Below are 18,156 nucleotides of genomic sequence, written 5' to 3'. Positions count from 1 at the left end.
GGCGTCGCGGTGATCCTGCATGCGTTGGGGGTTGCCGAAGAAAGCGTGATGGCGGACTACCTCCTTTCGGCGCGCATTCGCCGGATTGCCGACGCCGAGCGGCGCGCCGCCACCGCAAGGATCATCCGGCGCGTGACTGAACGGGACGCGACCGACGGCATGGTCGACGCGATCCTGGACGCGCGCCCCGAGTATCTGAACGCTGCGCTGGATGCCGTACGCGAGCGCTATTGCGTTTCCGCCCCTGTCGGAGAAAGGGTGGCCAGAACCGGCAGGTGATCGGAGCCCAGATCCGGGCCGACCGCGTGATCGGTGGCGGTCCAGTGTCGCGAGACCATCACGTGGTCGATCGGAAGCCCGATGAGTCCTCGCAACGAGGCCGGCCACGTTGCCTGCAATCCCCCGGTGAGCGTGAATCCGTGGCGCCGCGGCACCCGAAACGCCGACGACCAGGGCGTTGCATTGAAGTCCCCGGTGACGATGGTCGGGTGGTCGGCGTAGCGCGCGGTAATGTCGGCCAACACCTGATCGCGCCGGACCTGATCGGCTGCACTGATCGGCGGCATCGGATGGACGGCGACGACGGTGACCTCGGTGCCGTTCCAATCGATCACGGCCTCGATCCGCGGCGTGGCGCCGCCGCCGTCCACCACCGCATGCCGCACAATCGGATGGCGCGACAGCAGTGCGATGCCGAACGGGTCCCAGCGCGGGCGCACCAACTGATGCGGATAGGCGTCATCGAGTCCCAGCCGCTGGACGAAGATATCGGAGATCTCGAGAATCGCGAGCACGTCGGGCTGCGTCGCGCCGACCCACCGTACCAGCCGGTCGGGGGACTCGTTATCGACATGCACATTCGCGGCCGCAACGACCAGTCCATCACCGCCCACGGTTCCGCGCACTGTCGCCGGCATGGCTGTGAGCCACGGCAGCGGCACCAGCGCGGCCACCATCACCCAGCGCCGGTGGCCAAACGCCAGCACCGGTAGCGCCAGAGTCAGCCCCACGAGAAAGAACCATTGCCAGTGCACGGCCAGATCCAGCCCCCAGGCGAGCGTGTCGGGCCACGATGTCTCGAAGGCAGAAACCAGAGGGAGGAGCAGGCCCGCGAGGCACAGGGCGGCGAGGGCTTTCGCCCGGCGTTGCACACCGCCGCGGCGAAGAATGGACAAGTGCATGCGCATGGAGCCGGCATGGTACGGCAATCCGACACGAGGGAGGGCCTGGCAGGGCAGCCGGGCGCAGACTCCGGGGAAACCCGCTCATTCCCTGCGTCCCCCGCCCGGGAAAATCCTTTTGCGATGCGTGCCTGCTCGACGAACTCATCATCCAGCTCGGCTCGGTCACGCTGGGCCGGGGCAAGCAGTTGTTCCCGCGACGCGTGCCGAGTCCGACGCTGCGGCTGACTTCACTTCGTCAGGTGGGGGGCATGGTCGAGCTGCGCTACGGGATCGGCAATTAGCACCGCTCCGCGATTCCCGGCCTGGTCGCAATCGGCGCACAATTGTCCTGCCACGGACGCCCGCGCGGTCAGCGCCGCAAGGCGCCGCGGGTGTGAAGGTGCGCCGCACTCGCCAGCGTACGGTCGGAAGATATCGCCCGACACAGTGGGGCGCGCATAGCAGCCGGTGTAACGCCCGGCCGCCCGTGGCCTCTTCGCAAGGTGGTTTTCGAAGGGGGCGCCCGTCCTGTCGGCGATGACGGGCGCGGCATCGGGCAACCCTGATTTCGCCGCAGCAGGCGTGGCGCTTCAGATCGCTCCGGCGGATCGCAGCGCGGCGATGGCGGCTTCGTCGTAACCGAGTTCGCCCAGCACGCTGTCGGTGTGCTCTCCCAGGGCGGGGCCGATCGTTTCGGCGCCGCCGGGGGTGAGCGAAAGCCTGGGCACGACGCCGGGCATGCGGCACTCGCGCCCGCCGGGCAGGGTCACCGACTGCAGCATGTCGCGCGCAAGGAATTGCGGGTCCGCGAACATGTCGGCGACCGAGTAGATGCGCGATGCGGGCACCTCGGCGGCGGCGAGGGCGGCCAGCACGGCGGCTTCGTCGTGTTCGGCGACCCAGGCGTCGATCAGCGCGTAGAGTTCGTCGCGCCGCGCGTCGCGCCCGGCGTTGTCGGCCAGCGTGGGATCCTCGGCCAGGTCGCCGCGACCCATCGTCAGCATCAGCCGGCGGAAGATCGCGTCGCCGTTGGCGCCGATCGCCACGTGTTTGCCGTCGCGCGTCGTGTGCGTGTTCGACGGCGTGATGCCCGGCATGATGTTCCCGGTGCGTTCGCGCACGAAGCCGAACACGTCGAATTCCGGCACCAGCGACTCCATCATCGCGAACACCGCTTCGTACAGGGCCACGTCCACGACCTGGCCCCGGCCGCCATTCACCTCCTTGTGACGGAGCGCCATCAGCGCCCCGAGTGCCCCCCACAATGCGGCGATGGAATCGCCGATCGAGATCCCGGTCTTCACCGGGGGGCGATCCGGAAAGCCGGTGACATAGCGCAGGCCGCCCATCGATTCTCCGATGGCGCCGAAGCCCGGTTGCTGGGCGAGCGGTCCGGTCTGCCCGAAGCCGGACAGGCGCAGCATCACGAGGCCAGGGTTGATCGCCGACAGGGCGTCCCACCCCAGGCCCAGCTTCTCCAGCACGCCCGGACGGAAGTTCTCGACGACGATGTCGGCCTCGGCAATGAGCTTGCGAACCACCTCGACGCCCTCCGGGTGCTTGAGGTTCACCGTCACCGACTTCTTGTTGCGCGACTGCAGGTACCACCACAGCGAGGTGCCTTCGTAGAGCTTGCGCCACTTGCGCAGCGGATCGCCGCCGTCGGGCGATTCGATCTTGATCACCTCCGCCCCGAATTCGCCGAGGACCCGCGCCGCAAAGGGCCCGGCGATCAGCGTACCGAGTTCGACGACCTTGATCCCGGCGAGAGGTTTTGCGGTGGTGCTCATTGCGAAGTGTTCCTCGTGGGTGGGCCGAAGGCGCTCGGCGGAATGCGCAGGGTAACCGCATTCCTGCCGTGGCGTGGTGGGAAAACCATACGAGGACGACGGCGCCATGACGAGCCGGGTCGCGTCGAGCGACCCGGTTCCGCTCCGCGCTGACCGCTCAGGCCGTTTTGCGCGCCCGGCGTTCGTCGCGGCGGCGGCTCATGTCGGCGACGTCGGCGCGTTGAGCGTGAGCACGCCGGTGTACCCCTGAGCGAGGGAGTCGATGCCGGGGCGGCCGGCGTAGGGGCTGTCTGCGCCGAAGGCTGTCACGCGGATCGAGATGATGTCCGGCTTGTGCTTCCTGACCTGCTCATGGTCCAGGCCCAGCTTCGACAGCGCCGGCTCACGGATGTTGCCTTCACCCCTTCGGGCACGCCGACGGTAGCGTAGGCGTTCCAGTCGAAGACGCCCGGTTCTACCGTGCCGACGACGCCGATGCCGACCAGCCGTCCTTCTGCGCGGGACTGCGCCTGAGAGGCTCTCAGCGCCCGGTATTCCGCGAGTTCGAGCACGCGGTCGAGGACCGCGGCGTAATTGCCGATGTCGTACTCGTTGCCGCTCGGCACGGTGTAGGGGAACTGCTCCGGGCGGATGTAATTGCGGCGGCGAAGTTCGGCCGGGGCCAGGGCGAGCTCGCGCGCGGCGACGTCCATCAGAGATTCGAGGACGAGATTGTGCGGCGGTGGACCGTAGCCGCGGTAAGGGTCCTCGCCCAGCCGAATTTTCGCTTCGATTCTTCAAGTCCGATAGACACCTAGGTTCAGCCTCTCCGCACCCCCTGCCACGGCCCTATGAGCACGGATTTTACGCAAAGGGTCTGGTGGAATCGGACGTCAGGTCTGGAAGTGACCCCAAGCCTCCGGCCATCGCATGTTCGTGGTGGTGCGGACAGCGGCCCGACGGAATGACTGTTGTGCCGTCCGGCCCTGCTGACCGGGGGCGCCTGCGACTTCGTCGCCGCAGGCGAAGCCGCTGAACCCACGCGGGCATGTCGGGAACCCGTCGGGCAACGCTGACCTGACCGCCGCTTTGTAGTAGCCTTGCCCACTTTTCCGCCCTTCGGGTGCCGCTTTTTCGGATGGCGCAAGGCTTGTCGCGTACGCATATCAACGGTTCCGGGCTGGTTCGCGCTCTCGGTGGGCTGACGGCCGCTGATGTGCCCGCATCCAGGCAGTCCTTCGCCGACCGGCTCGGCCAATGGCTGGGCTTCGCCGACGCGCTGACGCTGTATTCCGCGCTGAATGCCGATGCCGCGCCTGCCGACGTCGCGACGTCGCACGAGGCAGCGGCGCTGCAGCAGGCGATGGCGCGCGTGCGCGACGCTCTGGCGGAGTCGATCACGATCGATGGCGTGTTCAGGTCGGGACCGGTGCGGATCGAACTGCCGACGCCCGGCCCGAGTGTGCCGCCGGAGAAGGCTGCCGATTTCGCGCCCTACCATCGCTACTATCTCGCCCACCAGCGCGACATGGCGGTGCGCATCGGTCCCTTGCGGGCAATGGCTCGCACGGCGTTGCAGGGGCGGTCGGGCGCCCCGGGTCGGCTCGCCGCGCTCGATGCGGTGATGGACCAGGCGCTGGCCGCGCGCGAACGCGAGCTGCTGGCGACCGTGCCGGTACTCCTCGGCAGGCGCTTCGAGCAGCGCTACGAGGCGCATCGCGCGACGCTCGCAGAAACCCGGACGGCGGATGATTCGACCCGGTGGATACTGCCGGGCGGGTGGTTGGCGGAATTCTGCCGGGAGATGCAGTCCGTGCTGCTTGCGGAGGTCGATCTTCGGCTGCAGCCGATCGCAGGGCTGATTGCAGCCCTCGACGAAGCGGCGGCAAATGAGATGACGGGAAAGCAATGAATCGAACAATCTGTGTGGCGACCTTCCTCGTGGGGCTGTTTGCCGTGTTCTGGGTCGGCGCCGGTTACGTGGGGTCCAGCGTGCTGGCGCTGGCGATGACGGCGATCATCGGGGCGGTGTATGTGACCGGCGCCGTGGAACTGCTGCGCTTCCACCGCACCACGGCTGCGCTGGCGCGGGCGCTGGACGGAATTCCCGCGGATCTGTCGCATCCGGGCGAATGGCTGCGCCAGTTGCCGCCGTCCGTGCAGAATCCGGTGCGCCTGCGTATCGAGGGCGAGCGCGCTGCGCTGCCCGGTCCGGCCATGACCCCCTTCCTCGTCGGCCTGCTGGTGCTGCTGGGTATGCTCGGCACCTTCCTCGGCATGGTCGTGACGCTGAACGGCGCGGTCATCGCGCTGGAAAGCACGACCAACCTCGAGGCGATCCGTGCTTCGCTCGCGGCGCCGGTGCGTGGCCTGGGGGTTGCATTCGGCACCTCGGTGGCGGGTGTCGCGGCGTCCGCCATGCTGGGCCTGATTTCGGCCGTGTGCCGGCGCGAGCGGCTGCAGGTGGCGCAAGTGCTCGATACCCGCATCGGCACCTCGCTACGCGGCTTCTCGCATGCTCATCAACGCGAGGAAACCTTCAAGGCGCTGCAATCGCAGGCGCGGGTACTGCCCGAACTGGTCGACAAGCTGCAGGCGATGATGGAGCAGATGGAGCGGCAGGGAAGGGAGCTGAATGAGGGCCTCGTGTCCCGGCAGGAAGGCTTCCACCGCGACGCGCGGGTGATGTACTCGGAACTGGCCGCGTCGGTGGACAAGTCGCTCAGGGTCAGCCTGACCGAAAGCGCCCGGCTCGCCGGCGAAACGATCCGGCCCGTGGTGGCCGAGACGATGGCGGGCATCGCGCGCGAGACGAGCGCGCTCCAGGCGCGCGTGGCCGACACGGTGCAGACACAGCTCGACGGAATCTCGGCGCGTTTCGACGGCAGCGTCACCCGGGTCGCGGAAACCTGGAACGCGGCGCTCGCGAGTCACGAGCGCGCCAGCGAGAACCTGAACCGGCAGATGCGGGATACGCTGGGCGCCTTCGCGGAGACCTTCGAGCAGCGCTCGGGTGTGCTCCTGAGTTCGGTCGAAGAGACTCATGTCGGCCTGCGCGCCGATCTCGCCGCAACGACGACGGCGCTGGCGCAGGAGACGAGCACGCTGCACACGCGGCTGGCAGATACGGTCGAACGGCAGCTCGACGGCGTGGCGGAGCGTTTCGGCGGGACGGTCGCCACCGTGGCCGATAGGTGGACCACCGCGCTCGCCAGCCATGAGCGCGCGGGCGAACGCCTTACCGCCGAACTCCACAAGTCGCTCGAAGCCTTCGCCGAGACATTCGAACAACGCTCGGCGACCTTGCTCGCTGCGATCGGCGAGACCACGGCCGCACAGCACGCGCAGCAGGCCGCGACGGACGAGGCGCGCCTCGCCGCGCATACCCGGACGCTGGAGACGATGGCGGCATCGCTGCAGCAGGAATGGCACGAGGCCGGCGCGCAGACCCTCGCGCGGCAGGAGCATATCTGCAGGACCCTGGGCGAAACGGCGCACGCAATCGCCACCTCGGCGCAGACGCAGGCCCGCGACACCATCGACGAGGTCGCCCGCCTCATGCATACGGCTGCCGAAGCACCCCGCGCCGCGGCGGAAGTCATCGGCCAGCTGCGACAGGAACTCTCCGCGAGCATCGCGCGCGACAACGGCCTGCTCGAGGAGCGCAGCCGCATCATGGAGACGCTGGGGACTCTGCTTTCCGCGATCAATCACGCATCGACCGAGCAACGCTCGGCGATCGACGCGCTGGTGGCTTCCGCGACGGAACTGCTCGAGCGTGCCGGAACGCGCTTCTCCGCCAGCATCGAGGCGGAGTCGGCGCGCATCGCCGGCGTCGCAGGCGAGATCACCGGCGGTGCCGCCGAGGTGGCCAGCCTGAGCGAGGCCTTCGCTCTCGCGGTGCAGCTCTTCAGCGAGTCCAACGACAAGATGATGACGACGCTCGCACGCATCGAAGGGGCGCTCGACAAGTCCCTGACGCGCAGCGACGAGCAGCTCGCCTACTACGTTGCGCAGGCGCGCGAGATCATCGACCTGTCGATCATGTCACAAAGGCAGATCGTCGAAGACCTGCAGCAGCTGCCCGGCAGGCAGGCGTCGCTCGCCGGCGAGGTGTGACGATGGACGAGTTCGACGGCGCCATCGAGCATTCCACCCCGGTCTGGGCGGTTTTCGGCGACCTGATGTCGGGCCTGCTGGGAGCCTTCGTGCTGATCCTCGTCGGGGTTCTCGGCGTACAGCTGGACCTGGTGACCAGCCTGGAAGCGGAAGTGCAGAAGCGCCGCATCGAGGAACAGCGCCGCGAGGCTCTGGAGAAGGCCCTCGCCGTGCCGCTTGCCGCGGGGCGCGTCACGCTTAACAACGGCCGCATCGGCATCAGCGGCAGCGTGCTGTTCGCGCTCAACTCGGACGAACTACAGCCGGAAGGCCGCCAGCTGCTGAAGAGCCTCGCGCCGCCGCTGGCCGCCTTCCTGTCGGTCAACGACGAAATGCTGATGGTGAGCGGCTTCACGGACGACCGGCCGGTGCGCGACACCAACCGGCAATTCGCCGATAACCTCGAACTGTCCGCGCAGCGGGCACTGACGGTGACGCGCGCACTGATCGACGAAGGCATCCCGTCCTCGTCGGTGTTCGCCGCCGCCTTCGGCCAGGAACAGCCGGTCGCGTCCAATGCCGACGCGGAAGGACGCTCGCGCAACCGGCGCGTCGAGATGGCGCCGGTTCCGAAGACGGGCAAGGCGGGTGCCGGGGGCAATGGCTGACGCGGGCTCGAGCGGGGCTCCGGCGGTCGGTCAGCGACCCGGCGCCGATACCGGCGCGCTGATCGAAGCCCTGCGGGCGCAGAACGCCGAGCGCTTTGATCCGGTGGGTTTCCGCTTCATCGAGACCCTGGCGCGCCGTGCCGCAGCCTGCAGCGACGCGGCCCGAGGTGTTCTGGAACGCCGGCTGGCGAAAGCCCTGTCCGACTACCGCGAGCGTCTCGACGCCTCCGGACTCCGGGCGGGCGATGCGCTTGAACGCGGGATCACGCGCTTCCCCGAATCCGCCGACACCTTGCGGCAATGCCGCGAAGCCGGCGACCTCGCCGGCCTGCAGCGCCTGCTCGCACGGCTGGCGGGGCAGGGCGGTCATTCGCCCCTGACCGGACTGCTCGCGCACATCCGCCGGCACACGCCCGAGGGGGCAAGCGGCGACGCAGGGCACGGTGGCCATGGCGGCAGTGCTGCATTTACCGCGCCGCCGGAACTCAAGTCCCTGAGCTATTTCCGCAGCACCTGGTCCCGCCTCAGCCTCGACCGTCAGCTATCCGACGCCTTCGCCCAGGCCCCCGAAAACGCCGGCCCCCTCAACTCGCATTTCCTCGTGCTGCAGGCGCTCGGGCAGATGCGCGACATCTCTCCCGAATACCTCAGACAGTTCATGTCCTACGTCGACGCCCTGCTGTGGCTCGACCAGGCCGACAGCAGCCGCAATCCAGTACGCAACAGCGCGACACGCGGCAAGAACGCCGTCCGGGGCGAGCGCGACAAGAAGCGCAAGTAAGCGGTTGGCGATTCGTGACGGGTAACCTGTCACGGCTCGCCGGAATCCTAGTAATCTATTCAAATGCTTACGACCGCGCACGACGACCGCCTGCCCAGCTTTGTCGATTTGCTGCTCGACGCAGTCTTTCTCGTCGACGCTGGCGGACGCATCGTCTACGTGAGCGCCGCCTGCGAGCGTATGCTCGGTTACACGCCGCAGGAAATGATCGGCCGGGAGCTGTTCGAGTTTCTCGTCCCCGAAGACCGCTCGCGGACCACCGAAGAGGCCGGCTCGGTCATCGCGGGACGTTCGCGGATCGGTTTCGAGAACCGCTACGTCCATAAGGACGGCCGTCACGTGCACCTCATGTGGTCCGCACGCTGGTCCGAAAGGGACCGGCTGCGCATCGGCGTGGCACGCGACGTCACCGAACTCAAGCACGCCGAGGCCATTCAGCGCGCCACGTTCGCCATCTCGGAAGCGGCACACGAAGCCGCGGACCTCGACGTCCTGCTGCGCGGGATCCACCGCATCATCGCGAGCCTGGTGCCGGTGGCGGGCCTTGCCCTCGCGACCTGCGACAGACAGACGAGGAAGCTCAGCTTCTCCTACCAGAGGGACCGCCACGGCAACCCACTGACCCTGCACGAACCCGTCGCGTGCGAGTTCTGCGCCCAGGTCATCTGCGGCGGCCGTCCGATGCACCTGCGCGACGCCGCGCTGGCCGCGCTGTCGGGCGATGCTGCGTCCTCCAGCGACGACGGATCTTGGCTCGCCATGCCGCTGATCGCGCAGCACGACACGATCGGCGCCCTGGTGCTGAAAGGCGATCCGGGGATCCATTACTCGGACAAGGACAAGGAGCTGCTGCATTTCGTCGCCGAGCAGGTCGCGATCGCCATTGATCGGGCCCAGCTCAAGGCCGACCTGCTGCGCGCGGCCCGCTATGACGAGCTGACCGGACTGCCGAACCGGCGCCTCTTCAACGACCGCATCAAGTCGGTCGTCGCCCGATGCGTGCGCAATCAGTCCCGCCTGGCGGTGCTGTACATCGACCTCGACGACTTCAAACAGGTGAATGACTCGCTGGGACACGCAAACGGCGATCTGCTGCTGCAGGAGGTCGCCCGCCGGCTTCAGCGATGCGTGCGCGGGACCGACACGGTGGCCCGCCTCGGCGGCGACGAATTCGTCGTACTGCTCGAGGACGTACACACGCCCGAGGATGCCCGCGCCGTCGCGGACAAGATCCGGGAAGCAGTGAGTCACCCGATCGACCTCGATACCTGCGTCCTGCGCACGCAGGCAAGCATCGGCATCGCCGTCTATCCCGAACACGGCCAGGAAGTCGAGCGGATCCTGCAGCACGCCGACGCTGCAATGTACGCAGACAAACGGAACAGATCCTCTCAGGCGATGTAATCGGGCGATGGACGGGCCGGGGGGGCTTGCTCCTCCGTCGGAAAGCGCAATCCGGGCTAGCCGGACCGCCCGCGCCGCCGAAAACCTAGGTACGCGCCCGGATCGTGTTGCCCGCACTGACGAAATTCCCGCCGCCCAGGTGATGGATCGTGTGCAGGGCGGCGTTGCCGCTGTCGAAGGTCCAGTGGCCGTTGGCGAACACGCGCGCGTCGGCCGCGGCGGCGACCACCTCGGCAAAGCACGTGTCGTAGGCATCCTCGGTGTGCCGTTCCGGTATCAGGCGGCATTCTAGCCATGCCGAACAGCCGGCCTCGATCACCGGCATGCCCAGTACCGGCCCCGTCTTGGCGTCGATGTCGTAACGCGCGAACTTGTCCAGATCGCGGCCGCTGGCGTTACCGACCGCATAGGTCAGATCGACGAGCGCGGTACCCGGTATGCAGATACCGAATGCGCCGGTCTTCGCGATCAGTTCGCGCGTATAGGTGTGCTTGTCGATGACGATGGCGATGCGCGGCGGGGTGAATTCGACCGGCATCGACCAGGCGGCGGCCATGATGTTGCGCCGCGACCCGTCTGCCGAAGTCACCAGTACCGTGGGGCCGTGGTTGATGAGTCGGCTGGCGTGTTCGGGCGCGACCGGCCGGAAGTCGGACATGTGGTTCATTCTGGATATCCCGGTTGGACGAAGGGCACGGGACACCGGCGGCATCCGCGTTCGACCGAACATGGTACCGACGGCGTCGATCGACGCACTATATCGCCCCTGCGGGACGGCGTGTCGGCACCGCGCCGATGTCAGTTCCGGCACTCGACGCGCCGTCGGTGTGCGGGGCGGGGGAATGATTTTTATCATTCAGGTCGCCGCTGCGTGGACCTACATTGCTCCCGCACCCCAAACGAACTGCCCGCGAGAGAGAAAAGCCATGACATACGTGGTCACCGAAGCCTGCATCAAGTGCAAACACACCGATTGCGTCGATGTCTGCCCCGTCGACGCGTTTCGCGAAGGCCCGAATTTCCTCGTGATCGATCCGAGCGAATGCATCGACTGCACGCTGTGCGTCGCCGAGTGCCCGGTCGATGCGATCTATGCCGAGGACGACGTGCCGGTCGATCAGCGCCACTTCGTCGCGCTCAACGAAGAACTCGCCAGGGTCTGGATCCCGATCGTCGAGGTCAAGCCCGCGCCCGCGGACGCGGGCGTGTGGGCCAAGGTGAAGGACAAGCTCGGCCTGCTCGAACGCTGAGGGCCGCTGCAGGCTTTGCACTGGTCAGGAGTCGACGATCCGCTCCAGCATGTCGGGGCGCATGATCTCGATTCGACCGGGCCGCGACGCGATCCAGCCGGCCTTCTGCCAGCGGCTCAGGATGCGGATCACGGTTTCGACGCGGGCGCTCACGAGCTGGCTGATCTCCTCGCGGCCGAGATGCACGTCGACGATGATGCTGCCCGTGGCGGTGGGCCGGCCGAATCGCCCGATCAGATAATGCATCAACGCAGCGAGGCGGCGCGGTACCGATCCGGCGCTGACGATGTCGATCTTCGCGCGCAGCGCGACGGTGTGTCGCAGCAGCGCCCCGTTTATCGCGCGCGAAACGGCGATCGAGTCGCCCAGTGCGCGGCGCAGTGCCTCCACACGGATCGACAGCACGTCCGCCGGCTCACCCAGCGCGATGGCGTCGGCCGGAAACGCGCCCCCCTCCAGTGCGGCCGCCAGGCCGACCGCCTCGCCGCGCCGGAACAGGCCGACCAGAATGCCTTCCCCGGTCGGGGTCATCCGGCGGATCTGGACCACGCCCGATTCGATAAGCGCGAACCAGTTCGCGTGCTCCCCGGCGAACCACAGCGATTGACCCGGATCCAGACGGCGCGGGCGCGCACCTTGCGCAAGCTGGCAAAGATCGGCCCGCCCGACTTGCGAGAACAGTTCGAGCGTGCCGAGTCGCCGTGCCAGCGCGTCAACGTGCGCTCCTCCCGGCGCTTCGCAGGCGTCGGTCGGGGGATGAAGGAGCGACAAGGGGGCCGCGTGTCCCATGATGGTCCCGGAGCGTTGATTGACGGCACGTGCACGCACGTCGTGCAAGGGCCGTTAATCCGACTATAGCGGGGCTTGCAAAAGAGTCAATAAAAATGCATCTTTGTGTCGTGTCCACAACTTTCCACACATCCGTTCCTTCATCCGATGCCATAGGGCGGAATCGGACTAGGATGGAATGAGCATTCTCCTTCGTGGTGTCCCATGTCGATGAATGATCGTCGCCCCGAGCCGCGGCATATCCGTCCCGCACAGGTCATGGACGCCGTATCCTGCGGCCTGCGCGTGTGTGCCGACACCTCGCCCCTTTGCCTCTTGTACGCGGGCGGGTTTGCCGTGTTCGGCGTGGGGCTCGTTTCCCTGCTTGCCACGGGCGGGCTGGCCCCGATGGCCTTGCCGCTGGTGGGCGGTTTCCTGATCGTGGCGCCGGCCCTGCTGGCAGGCTTTTTCGCCATGTCGGCGGCGCGGCGCAGCGGCCGCAAACCGACCTGGCGGGATGTCGGCGCGGGTTTCCTGGGATCGTCCCCTGCACTCTGGGGCCTCGTGCTCGTCTGCCTGTTTCTCTTCGTGATCTGGATGACCGATGCCGGCATCCTCTACAGCTTCATGCTGGGCCGCAGCTACACCGGCTGGAAGATGCTGTTCCCGTTTTCGACGGAACTCCTGCGCTTCCACCTGGGAGCGATCGTTGCGGGCGGGCTGTTCGCGGTGATTGCCTTCTGCATCACCGCCTATGCCGTTCCCTTGCTCATCGAGCGCCGCGCCAGCCTGGTCGTTGCCGTGAGTGCCAGCGTTCGCGCGATCTTTCGCAGCATTCCGGCGAATCTCACGTGGAGTCTCATGCTCGGGGGCACGATCATCGTGTCGATCATCGTGCCGCTGCTGCTGACGGTGACGCTGCCCGTCACCGCGTTCGCGACCGAATGCCTGTACCGGACGGTGTTCCCGGACGAGTCCGATTGAGTCCGTCGTGCGAGCCCGCGTCTCCACCCCTTGCAGGAGGAATACATGCCCTTCATCCACAGTCGACCTGCCGTACCGCGGCCGCAGGGGAGCCAGCGTTGAGTACCGACGTCACCGACATCAACCGCCTGCTTGTCGAACAGACCGCGGACGCCGTCATCTTCGCCGACAGGGAAGGGCTGATCCGCATCTGGAATGCCGCGGCGGAGGCGCTGTTCGGCTTTCCGCACATGGAGGCGATCGGGCAGAGCCTCGATCTGATCATTCCCGAGCGGCTGCGCGCGGCGCATTGGGAAGGGTTCCACCGCGCGGTAGCCAGCGGCCGTACCCGCCTCGGCGGTCGTGCCGTGATCACGCGATCGACGACTGCCGCCGGCGCCACGATCTATGTGGAGATGAGCTTTGCGCTCGTTTCGGACGTGCGCGGCGACGTGCTGGGGTCGGTCGCCGTGGCGCGCGATGCGACGCAGAGGCGCGAAGATGAAAGGCAGTTGCAGCAGCGTATCCGCGCGCTGGAAGCGGAAACCGCGGTGCGTGCGTCGGGGCCGAAATAGGCATGAATCGGCCGCGGAGGCGGCCCGGGATCAACTGGCGGGAAGAAATGGAGCAATGGTTTGCGGCACATCTCGGTGATGCAATGCTGGCCGGCGATGAGCTGGAGCGCGTATGCACGCTCTTCGAACAGCAGCGCGAGCGGAACGCGACGACGGCGGTGTTGATGCGCCACGAAAACTTCGGCCGCCTGCATTGCGAGCTTGTGCTCTACTTTCCGCCAGAGCTGGCGGAACTCGCTGCAGCCGTTGGGGCGCAAGCCTGCGGCAGGCCGGGCCTGTCGGGATTGGGCGTCGCCATCGGATCACCCCGGCGCCTGGCAGAACTGGCCGCCAGCGATTGATTCCGCAATGCGGCGCCTTTGCCATCCCCCGATTCGTTGCGATGGGCGTGTCATGAGTTCTTAACCTCTGCAGATTACCGTGCGCCTGCGAGCGGCATCGCGTAATCCCACAGAGGAACTCTCAATGAACGATCTGCAAACCCTGCGTCCCGACAGCGACGACGAATCGACCAACACCTCGACCAATCCTGGCTTCGACAGTATCCTGCGGGCGCGCCTGTCGCGGCGTCAGCTGCTTGGCGGCGGCGCGGGCACCGCCGCGCTGGCGATGCTCGGCGGCGTTTCTCCGGCTTTCGCGGCCGCATCCGCGCAGGGGGCTGCCGCTCCCGGCCGCAAGCTGCCGAAGCTCGCCTTCAACCCGGTGGCGAAGAGCCTCGCCGATGCCGTATCCGTACCGGAAGGTTACCGTTATACCGTCCTCTATCGTCTCGGCGATCCGATCGACAGCAGCGTGGGCGAGTACCTCAACGACGGCACCGACCCGGCCGAGAGCTTCGCGTTGCGCGCCGGCGATCACCACGACGGCATGCACTACTTCGGCCTCGGTCCGAACGCCAAGCACCACAAGAACGAGTCGGATCGCGGCCTGCTATGCCTGAACCACGAAGCGATCACGCCGGCCTTCCTGCATCCCAACGGCCCCACCATCGTCGGTGGCGTGCGCACGGTTGCGGAGGAGGTGCTGCGCGAGTTCTACGTGCATGGCGTGAGCGTGGTCGAGATCGCGCGCGAGGGCGGCGAATGGCGCTACCTGCGCGACTCGCACTTCAATCGCCGCATCCATACCCTGACCGAGATGGAGCTGTCCGGCCCCGCCGGCAAGACCCCGTACATGGTCACGAAGTACTCGCCCGACGGCAGCCGCACGCGCGGCACCGTCAACAACTGTGCGAGCGGACACACGCCGTGGGGTACCTACCTCACGTGCGAGGAAAACTGGGCCGGCTATTTCCGCCGCATCGAGGCAACAGACAACCCGAACCGCAGCGCCAGGGAAGTGACCGCCTTCACCCGCTACGGTGTCCGCGGCACCGGCCGCGAGCTGTGGGCGACCGTCACGCCCGATACGCCGGACGAGCTCTACGGCCGCTGGAACGCGATGAAGCTCGGCACCTCGACCGACGGCAGCGACGACTATCGCAATGCGCCCAACACCTACGGCTGGGTCGTCGAGATCGACCCGTTCGACCCGCAGGCGACGCCGAAGAAGCGCACCGCGCTCGGCCGCTTCGCCCACGAAGGCGCGTGGCTGGGCCCCGTTCGCGTCGGTCACCCGCTGGTGTGGTACATGGGTTGTGACTCGCGCAACGAGTACATCTACAAGTACGTTTCGAACGCCGTGTGGCACCCGGACGACGCCAACGGCGGCATGGCAGCGGGCGACAAGTACCTCGACGACGGCAAGCTCTACGTCGCACGCTTCGATGCCGACGGCACCGGCCAGTGGGTCGAGCTGGGCTTCGGTGTCGGCAACGTGTCGCCTGCGAACCCCGCCTATGCGTTTGCCGACCAGGCCGACGTTATCGTGCATGCCCGTCTCGCGGCCGACGCGGCCGGCGCGACGAAGATGGATCGTCCCGAATGGGGCGCCGTGAATCCACGAAACGGTGAAGTCTACATGGCCCTCACTAACACCAATGCAGCGAGCCGGCCGCTCTCGCGCCTCGATGCCGCCAATCCGCGCTTCTACAACGACCGCAAGACCACGGGCCAGGACCAGCGCGGCAACCCCAACGGCCACATCATCCGCTTTGCGGAAGCCGGTGGCGACGTCGCCGCGACTTCGTTCAGGTGGGACGTGTTCCTGTTCGGTGCGCGTGCGACGGCCGATGCGGCGAACGTGAACATCTCCGGCCTGACCGATGCCAACGACTTCTCCAGCCCCGACGGCCTCTGGTTCAGCCAGGCGACCGGCGTGCTGTGGATGGAGACGGACGATGGCGCCTACACCGACGTCACGAACTGCATGCTGCTCGCGGCGGTGCCGGGCGAGGTCGGCGACGGCGGTCCGCGGTCCATCGTCAGCAGCGACGGGACGAGCACGCGCACGGTCGATACCCACGTCGGCAAGCCGCTCGGCGAGGAAAACCTGCGGCGCTTCCTCGTCGGCCCGAAGGAGTGTGAGATCACCGGCGTTGCGGAATCGCCGGACGGCAAGGCGCTGTTCGTGAATATCCAGCATCCGGGCGAAGACACGCGTCCCGACTTCGCCGCTGGCAGCTTCGGTAGCCACTGGCCGGATGGCGGCCTGTCACGTCCTCGTTCGGCCACCATTGTCATCACGCGCGCGGACGGCGGGCGTATCGGCGTCTGAGGCGGGAGTCCTGGCGGGCGCCGGCGGCGCCCGCGCCACAAACGAAAAACGCGGCCAGGCCGCGTTTTTCGTTCAACGGTCCGGCTCGGGCCGGACGACACCGTCGGTCATGCGTTGGCCGGGCGGCCGTACATGCGCAGGATATTCTGGAAGCTCCGGTGGCGTTCGTTCGGATCGTACTTGCTGAAGATCTTCTCCTGGCGCACGCGGTTGAACGGCGGCAGGGCGTCAAGAATGGCGCGGCGCTCGATCAGGATGCGCTCGCGCATTCGGTCGTTCACGAAGACGAAACGGACGGGGTCGTAGAGGCCGTCTTCACGCTCGCGGTGGAAGCCGGGTTCGGCCGGCAGGAAGTTCTCTTTGGTGTGGCTTTTCATGATCGTCGGTGGATTGGTGCTATTCGGTCTTGTTCTTTCGGGGAATTTTACCCGCTAATCGTTACGAACATATTTCCCGCGCACTTCCCGGCGGCATATGCCGCCGGGTGATCATGGCATTACTGCAACACAGCCGCCGTGACAGGGCTGCGTCTCGCCCGCTCAGACGGTGGGTTCGATCGCCTGCGCACCGGGTACGACGCGATAACAGGGGTTGTATTCCGTCCCCGGCAGCTTCATGCGCCCCTGCGCGACGAAGGAGGCGAGCAGGGCGTCCATCGGCCCCATGATCTCCGGATCGCCGTGGATCTCGAACGGACCGTGCTGCTCGATCTCGCGGATGCCCTCGTTCTTGACGTTGCCTGCGACGACGCCGGAGAAGGCGCGCCGCAGGTCGGCGGCGAGCAGGTGCTTCGGCTCGCCGCGGTGCAGCCGGAGGCGCCGCATGTTCGCGTGCGTCGGCCGGAAAGGCTGCTGGAACTCGTGTTCGATGCGCAGCAGCCAGTTGAAGTAATAGGCGTCGCGATGTTCCTTGCGGAAGGCGCGCACCCTGCCGATTCCGCCATGGATCTCGCGCGCGACCGCGGCGGGGTCGTCAATGATGATGCGGTAACGGCTGCGCGCCTCGTCGCCCAGCGTCTCGCCGATGAAGCTGTCGATGCGGCGGAAGTACTCTTCGGCGCTCTTCGGCCCGGTGAACACCAGCGGGAAGGGCTGGGCGGCATTGGCCGGATGCAGCAGGATGCCCAGCACATAGAGGATTTCCTCGGCCGTGCCGACGCCGCCGGGGAACACGACGAAGCCGTGGCCCGCGCGCACGAAGGCCTCGAGGCGCTTCTCGACGTCGGGCAGGATCACCAGGTCATTGACGATGGGGTTGGGCGATTCGGCGGCGATGATCCCGGGCTCGGTGAAGCCGAGATAGCGCGGCTTGCCGATACGCTGCTTGGCGTGTCCGATCGTCGCGCCCTTCATCGGCCCCTTCATCGCCCCTGGGCCGCAGCCGGTGCAGATGTCCAGCGCGCGCAGGCCCATCTCGTAGCCGACGCGCTTGGTGTAGTCGTACTCCTCGCGGCTGATCGAGTGTCCGCCCCAGCACACCGCGACGCTGGGCTGGATCACCGGCTGCACGATCCCGGCGTTGCGCAGGATGTGGAACACCGCGTCGGTGATGCCCTCCGAGTTGCCGAGGTCGAATCGGCCGGGGGCTGCGCCGCCGGTGTCTCCGTTCGCATAGACCACGTCGCGCAACACCGCGAACAGGTGTTCCTGGATGCCCCGGATCATCAGCCCGTCGACGAAGGCGCTCGCCGGCGCGTTGCGGATGTCCAGCTTGATGCCGCGCGAGCGCTGGATGATCTCGATGTCGAAGTCCGGATAGCGCGCGAGGAGTTCCTTGCCGTCGTCGAGCGGATTGCCGCAGTTGAGCACCGCGAGGGCGCAGTTGCGGAAGGTTTCCCGCAGTCCGCCCTGGCCCTGGCTGGAGAGACGTGCGGCTTCCGTTCGCGACAGCACCTCCATGCGTCCGGTGGGCGAGACCTGGGCGTCGACGACTGGGAATCTTGCGGATGAAGGCTTGCTCATGGAATGGGATCTCGTGCTCGGGATTGATCGGCCGCGCGGGACGGTGGTCCCGTCCGTCGCTCCGGAACCGTGCATGGTAGGCGTGTCGGTGGCGAAATGCA

The 18,156-nt window shown here is 67.2% G+C and carries 19 protein-coding genes; 11 read left to right on the top strand and 8 right to left on the bottom strand.

Annotated features, from left to right (window positions below):
• Window positions 1-9: 9 nt before the first annotated feature.
• Window positions 10-279 (top strand): tyrosine-protein phosphatase, encoded by a 270-nt coding sequence (locus GO615_RS02320; protein WP_169125431.1) that lies wholly within the window; start codon window positions 10-12, stop codon window positions 277-279.
• Here the strand turns inward: GO615_RS02320 and GO615_RS02315 are convergent.
• The 4 genes from GO615_RS02315 to GO615_RS02305 form a co-directional block, all read right to left on the bottom strand.
• On the bottom strand, window positions 228-1,187 hold the full coding sequence (locus GO615_RS02315; RefSeq protein WP_169125430.1) for an endonuclease/exonuclease/phosphatase family protein: 960 nt from the start codon (window positions 1,185-1,187) through the stop codon (window positions 228-230). The two genes, GO615_RS02320 and GO615_RS02315, sit on opposite strands and share 52 nt — an antisense overlap.
• A 566-nt stretch (window positions 1,188-1,753) precedes the next feature.
• Window positions 1,754-2,953, bottom strand: coding sequence for a CaiB/BaiF CoA transferase family protein (locus GO615_RS02310; protein ID WP_169125429.1), 1,200 nt, complete (start codon window positions 2,951-2,953; stop codon window positions 1,754-1,756).
• 198 nt (window positions 2,954-3,151) lie between these two features.
• Entirely contained in the window at window positions 3,152-3,313 is a 162-nt protein-coding gene (locus GO615_RS29495) for a CoA transferase (RefSeq protein WP_369333962.1), read from the bottom strand.
• Window positions 3,259-3,708: a molybdopterin cofactor-binding domain-containing protein gene (locus tag GO615_RS02305; RefSeq protein WP_281358689.1), complete on the bottom strand. Its 450-nt coding sequence runs from the start codon at window positions 3,706-3,708 to the stop codon at window positions 3,259-3,261. The genes GO615_RS29495 and GO615_RS02305 overlap by 55 nt, the downstream gene beginning before the upstream one ends.
• A gap of 362 nt (window positions 3,709-4,070) precedes the next feature.
• Here GO615_RS02305 and GO615_RS02300 point away from each other — a divergent pair, with 362 nt between their 5' ends.
• From GO615_RS02300 to GO615_RS02280, 5 genes are all read left to right on the top strand, one after another.
• Complete coding sequence (locus GO615_RS02300) at window positions 4,071-4,844, top strand: DUF3348 domain-containing protein (protein ID WP_169125428.1); 774 nt, start codon at window positions 4,071-4,073, stop codon at window positions 4,842-4,844.
• Window positions 4,841-7,051, top strand: coding sequence for a DUF802 domain-containing protein (locus tag GO615_RS02295; protein WP_169125427.1), 2,211 nt, complete (start codon window positions 4,841-4,843; stop codon window positions 7,049-7,051). The genes GO615_RS02300 and GO615_RS02295 overlap by 4 nt, the downstream gene beginning before the upstream one ends.
• Window positions 7,052-7,053: 2 nt before the next feature.
• Window positions 7,054-7,698: an OmpA family protein gene (locus tag GO615_RS02290; protein ID WP_169125426.1), complete on the top strand. Its 645-nt coding sequence runs from the start codon at window positions 7,054-7,056 to the stop codon at window positions 7,696-7,698.
• The gene (locus GO615_RS02285) at window positions 7,691-8,479 is read left to right on the top strand and encodes a DUF2894 domain-containing protein (protein ID WP_169125425.1); all 789 of its coding nucleotides are present in this window, start codon (window positions 7,691-7,693) and stop codon (window positions 8,477-8,479) included. The genes GO615_RS02290 and GO615_RS02285 overlap by 8 nt, the downstream gene beginning before the upstream one ends.
• 63 nt (window positions 8,480-8,542) lie before the next feature.
• Window positions 8,543-9,883, top strand: a complete 1,341-nt coding sequence (locus GO615_RS02280) for a sensor domain-containing protein (RefSeq protein WP_169125424.1) — start codon at window positions 8,543-8,545, stop codon at window positions 9,881-9,883.
• An 85-nt stretch (window positions 9,884-9,968) separates the two neighbouring features.
• Here the strand turns inward: GO615_RS02280 and GO615_RS02275 are convergent, their stop codons facing one another.
• Window positions 9,969-10,550, bottom strand: coding sequence for a flavin reductase family protein (locus tag GO615_RS02275; RefSeq protein WP_211166916.1), 582 nt, complete (start codon window positions 10,548-10,550; stop codon window positions 9,969-9,971).
• Between the two features lie 259 nt (window positions 10,551-10,809).
• Here GO615_RS02275 and fdxA point away from each other — a divergent pair, with 259 nt between their 5' ends.
• Window positions 10,810-11,133 carry a ferredoxin FdxA gene (gene fdxA, locus GO615_RS02270; protein WP_169125423.1) on the top strand — a complete coding sequence of 108 codons (324 nt, stop codon included), beginning with the start codon at window positions 10,810-10,812 and terminating at the stop codon, window positions 11,131-11,133.
• Between the two features lie 24 nt (window positions 11,134-11,157).
• Here the strand turns inward: fdxA and GO615_RS02265 are convergent, their stop codons facing one another.
• Window positions 11,158-11,922 carry a Crp/Fnr family transcriptional regulator gene (locus GO615_RS02265; protein ID WP_169125422.1) on the bottom strand — a complete coding sequence of 255 codons (765 nt, stop codon included), beginning with the start codon at window positions 11,920-11,922 and terminating at the stop codon, window positions 11,158-11,160.
• A gap of 210 nt (window positions 11,923-12,132) precedes the next feature.
• On the opposite strand from GO615_RS02265, the gene GO615_RS02260 reads away from it, so the two are divergent.
• The 4 genes from GO615_RS02260 to GO615_RS02245 all read left to right on the top strand — a co-directional run bounded on the left by GO615_RS02260 (window position 12,133) and on the right by GO615_RS02245 (window position 16,094).
• Window positions 12,133-12,885, top strand: coding sequence for a DUF2189 domain-containing protein (locus GO615_RS02260; RefSeq protein ID WP_246262111.1), 753 nt, complete (start codon window positions 12,133-12,135; stop codon window positions 12,883-12,885).
• A gap of 98 nt (window positions 12,886-12,983) precedes the next feature.
• Window positions 12,984-13,439, top strand: coding sequence for a PAS domain S-box protein (locus tag GO615_RS02255; RefSeq protein WP_169125421.1), 456 nt, complete (start codon window positions 12,984-12,986; stop codon window positions 13,437-13,439).
• A 2-nt stretch (window positions 13,440-13,441) separates the two neighbouring features.
• Window positions 13,442-13,780: a hypothetical protein gene (locus GO615_RS02250; RefSeq protein ID WP_246262110.1), complete on the top strand. Its 339-nt coding sequence runs from the start codon at window positions 13,442-13,444 to the stop codon at window positions 13,778-13,780.
• A gap of 124 nt (window positions 13,781-13,904) precedes the next feature.
• Window positions 13,905-16,094: a PhoX family protein gene (locus GO615_RS02245; protein WP_169125420.1), complete on the top strand. Its 2,190-nt coding sequence runs from the start codon at window positions 13,905-13,907 to the stop codon at window positions 16,092-16,094.
• A 107-nt stretch (window positions 16,095-16,201) separates the two neighbouring features.
• On the opposite strand, the gene GO615_RS02240 is transcribed toward GO615_RS02245, so the two are convergent.
• Together GO615_RS02240 and ppnN are read right to left on the bottom strand one after the other, a co-directional pair.
• Window positions 16,202-16,471, bottom strand: a complete 270-nt coding sequence (locus tag GO615_RS02240) for a hypothetical protein (RefSeq protein ID WP_169125419.1) — start codon at window positions 16,469-16,471, stop codon at window positions 16,202-16,204.
• Window positions 16,472-16,633: 162 nt separating this feature from the next.
• Complete coding sequence (gene ppnN / locus GO615_RS02235) at window positions 16,634-18,055, bottom strand: nucleotide 5'-monophosphate nucleosidase PpnN (protein ID WP_169125418.1); 1,422 nt, start codon at window positions 18,053-18,055, stop codon at window positions 16,634-16,636.
• Window positions 18,056-18,156 lie beyond the last annotated feature (101 nt).

The organism is Aromatoleum evansii (assembly GCF_012910805.1).
GTDB classification, from domain to species: domain Bacteria; phylum Pseudomonadota; class Gammaproteobacteria; order Burkholderiales; family Rhodocyclaceae; genus Aromatoleum; species Aromatoleum evansii.
Note: the sequence above shows the minus strand (reverse complement) of the source record. Positions and strands in the feature narration are given on the sequence as shown.

Coding starts and splice junctions, on each gene's coding strand:
- GO615_RS02315 (WP_169125430.1), bottom strand. CDS start 1,187: ATGCGCATGCACTTGTCCATTCTTCGCCGCGGCGGTGTGCAACGCCGG.
- GO615_RS02310 (WP_169125429.1), bottom strand. CDS start 2,953: ATGAGCACCACCGCAAAACCTCTCGCCGGGATCAAGGTCGTCGAACTC.
- GO615_RS02300 (WP_169125428.1), top strand. CDS start 4,071: ATGGCGCAAGGCTTGTCGCGTACGCATATCAACGGTTCCGGGCTGGTT.
- GO615_RS02295 (WP_169125427.1), top strand. CDS start 4,841: ATGAATCGAACAATCTGTGTGGCGACCTTCCTCGTGGGGCTGTTTGCC.
- GO615_RS02290 (WP_169125426.1), top strand. CDS start 7,054: ATGGACGAGTTCGACGGCGCCATCGAGCATTCCACCCCGGTCTGGGCG.
- GO615_RS02285 (WP_169125425.1), top strand. CDS start 7,691: ATGGCTGACGCGGGCTCGAGCGGGGCTCCGGCGGTCGGTCAGCGACCC.
- GO615_RS02280 (WP_169125424.1), top strand. CDS start 8,543: ATGCTTACGACCGCGCACGACGACCGCCTGCCCAGCTTTGTCGATTTG.
- GO615_RS02275 (WP_211166916.1), bottom strand. CDS start 10,550: ATGAACCACATGTCCGACTTCCGGCCGGTCGCGCCCGAACACGCCAGC.
- fdxA (WP_169125423.1), top strand. CDS start 10,810: ATGACATACGTGGTCACCGAAGCCTGCATCAAGTGCAAACACACCGAT.
- GO615_RS02265 (WP_169125422.1), bottom strand. CDS start 11,922: ATGGGACACGCGGCCCCCTTGTCGCTCCTTCATCCCCCGACCGACGCC.
- GO615_RS02260 (WP_246262111.1), top strand. CDS start 12,133: ATGAATGATCGTCGCCCCGAGCCGCGGCATATCCGTCCCGCACAGGTC.
- GO615_RS02250 (WP_246262110.1), top strand. CDS start 13,442: ATGAATCGGCCGCGGAGGCGGCCCGGGATCAACTGGCGGGAAGAAATG.
- GO615_RS02245 (WP_169125420.1), top strand. CDS start 13,905: ATGAACGATCTGCAAACCCTGCGTCCCGACAGCGACGACGAATCGACC.
- GO615_RS02240 (WP_169125419.1), bottom strand. CDS start 16,471: ATGAAAAGCCACACCAAAGAGAACTTCCTGCCGGCCGAACCCGGCTTC.
- ppnN (WP_169125418.1), bottom strand. CDS start 18,055: ATGAGCAAGCCTTCATCCGCAAGATTCCCAGTCGTCGACGCCCAGGTC.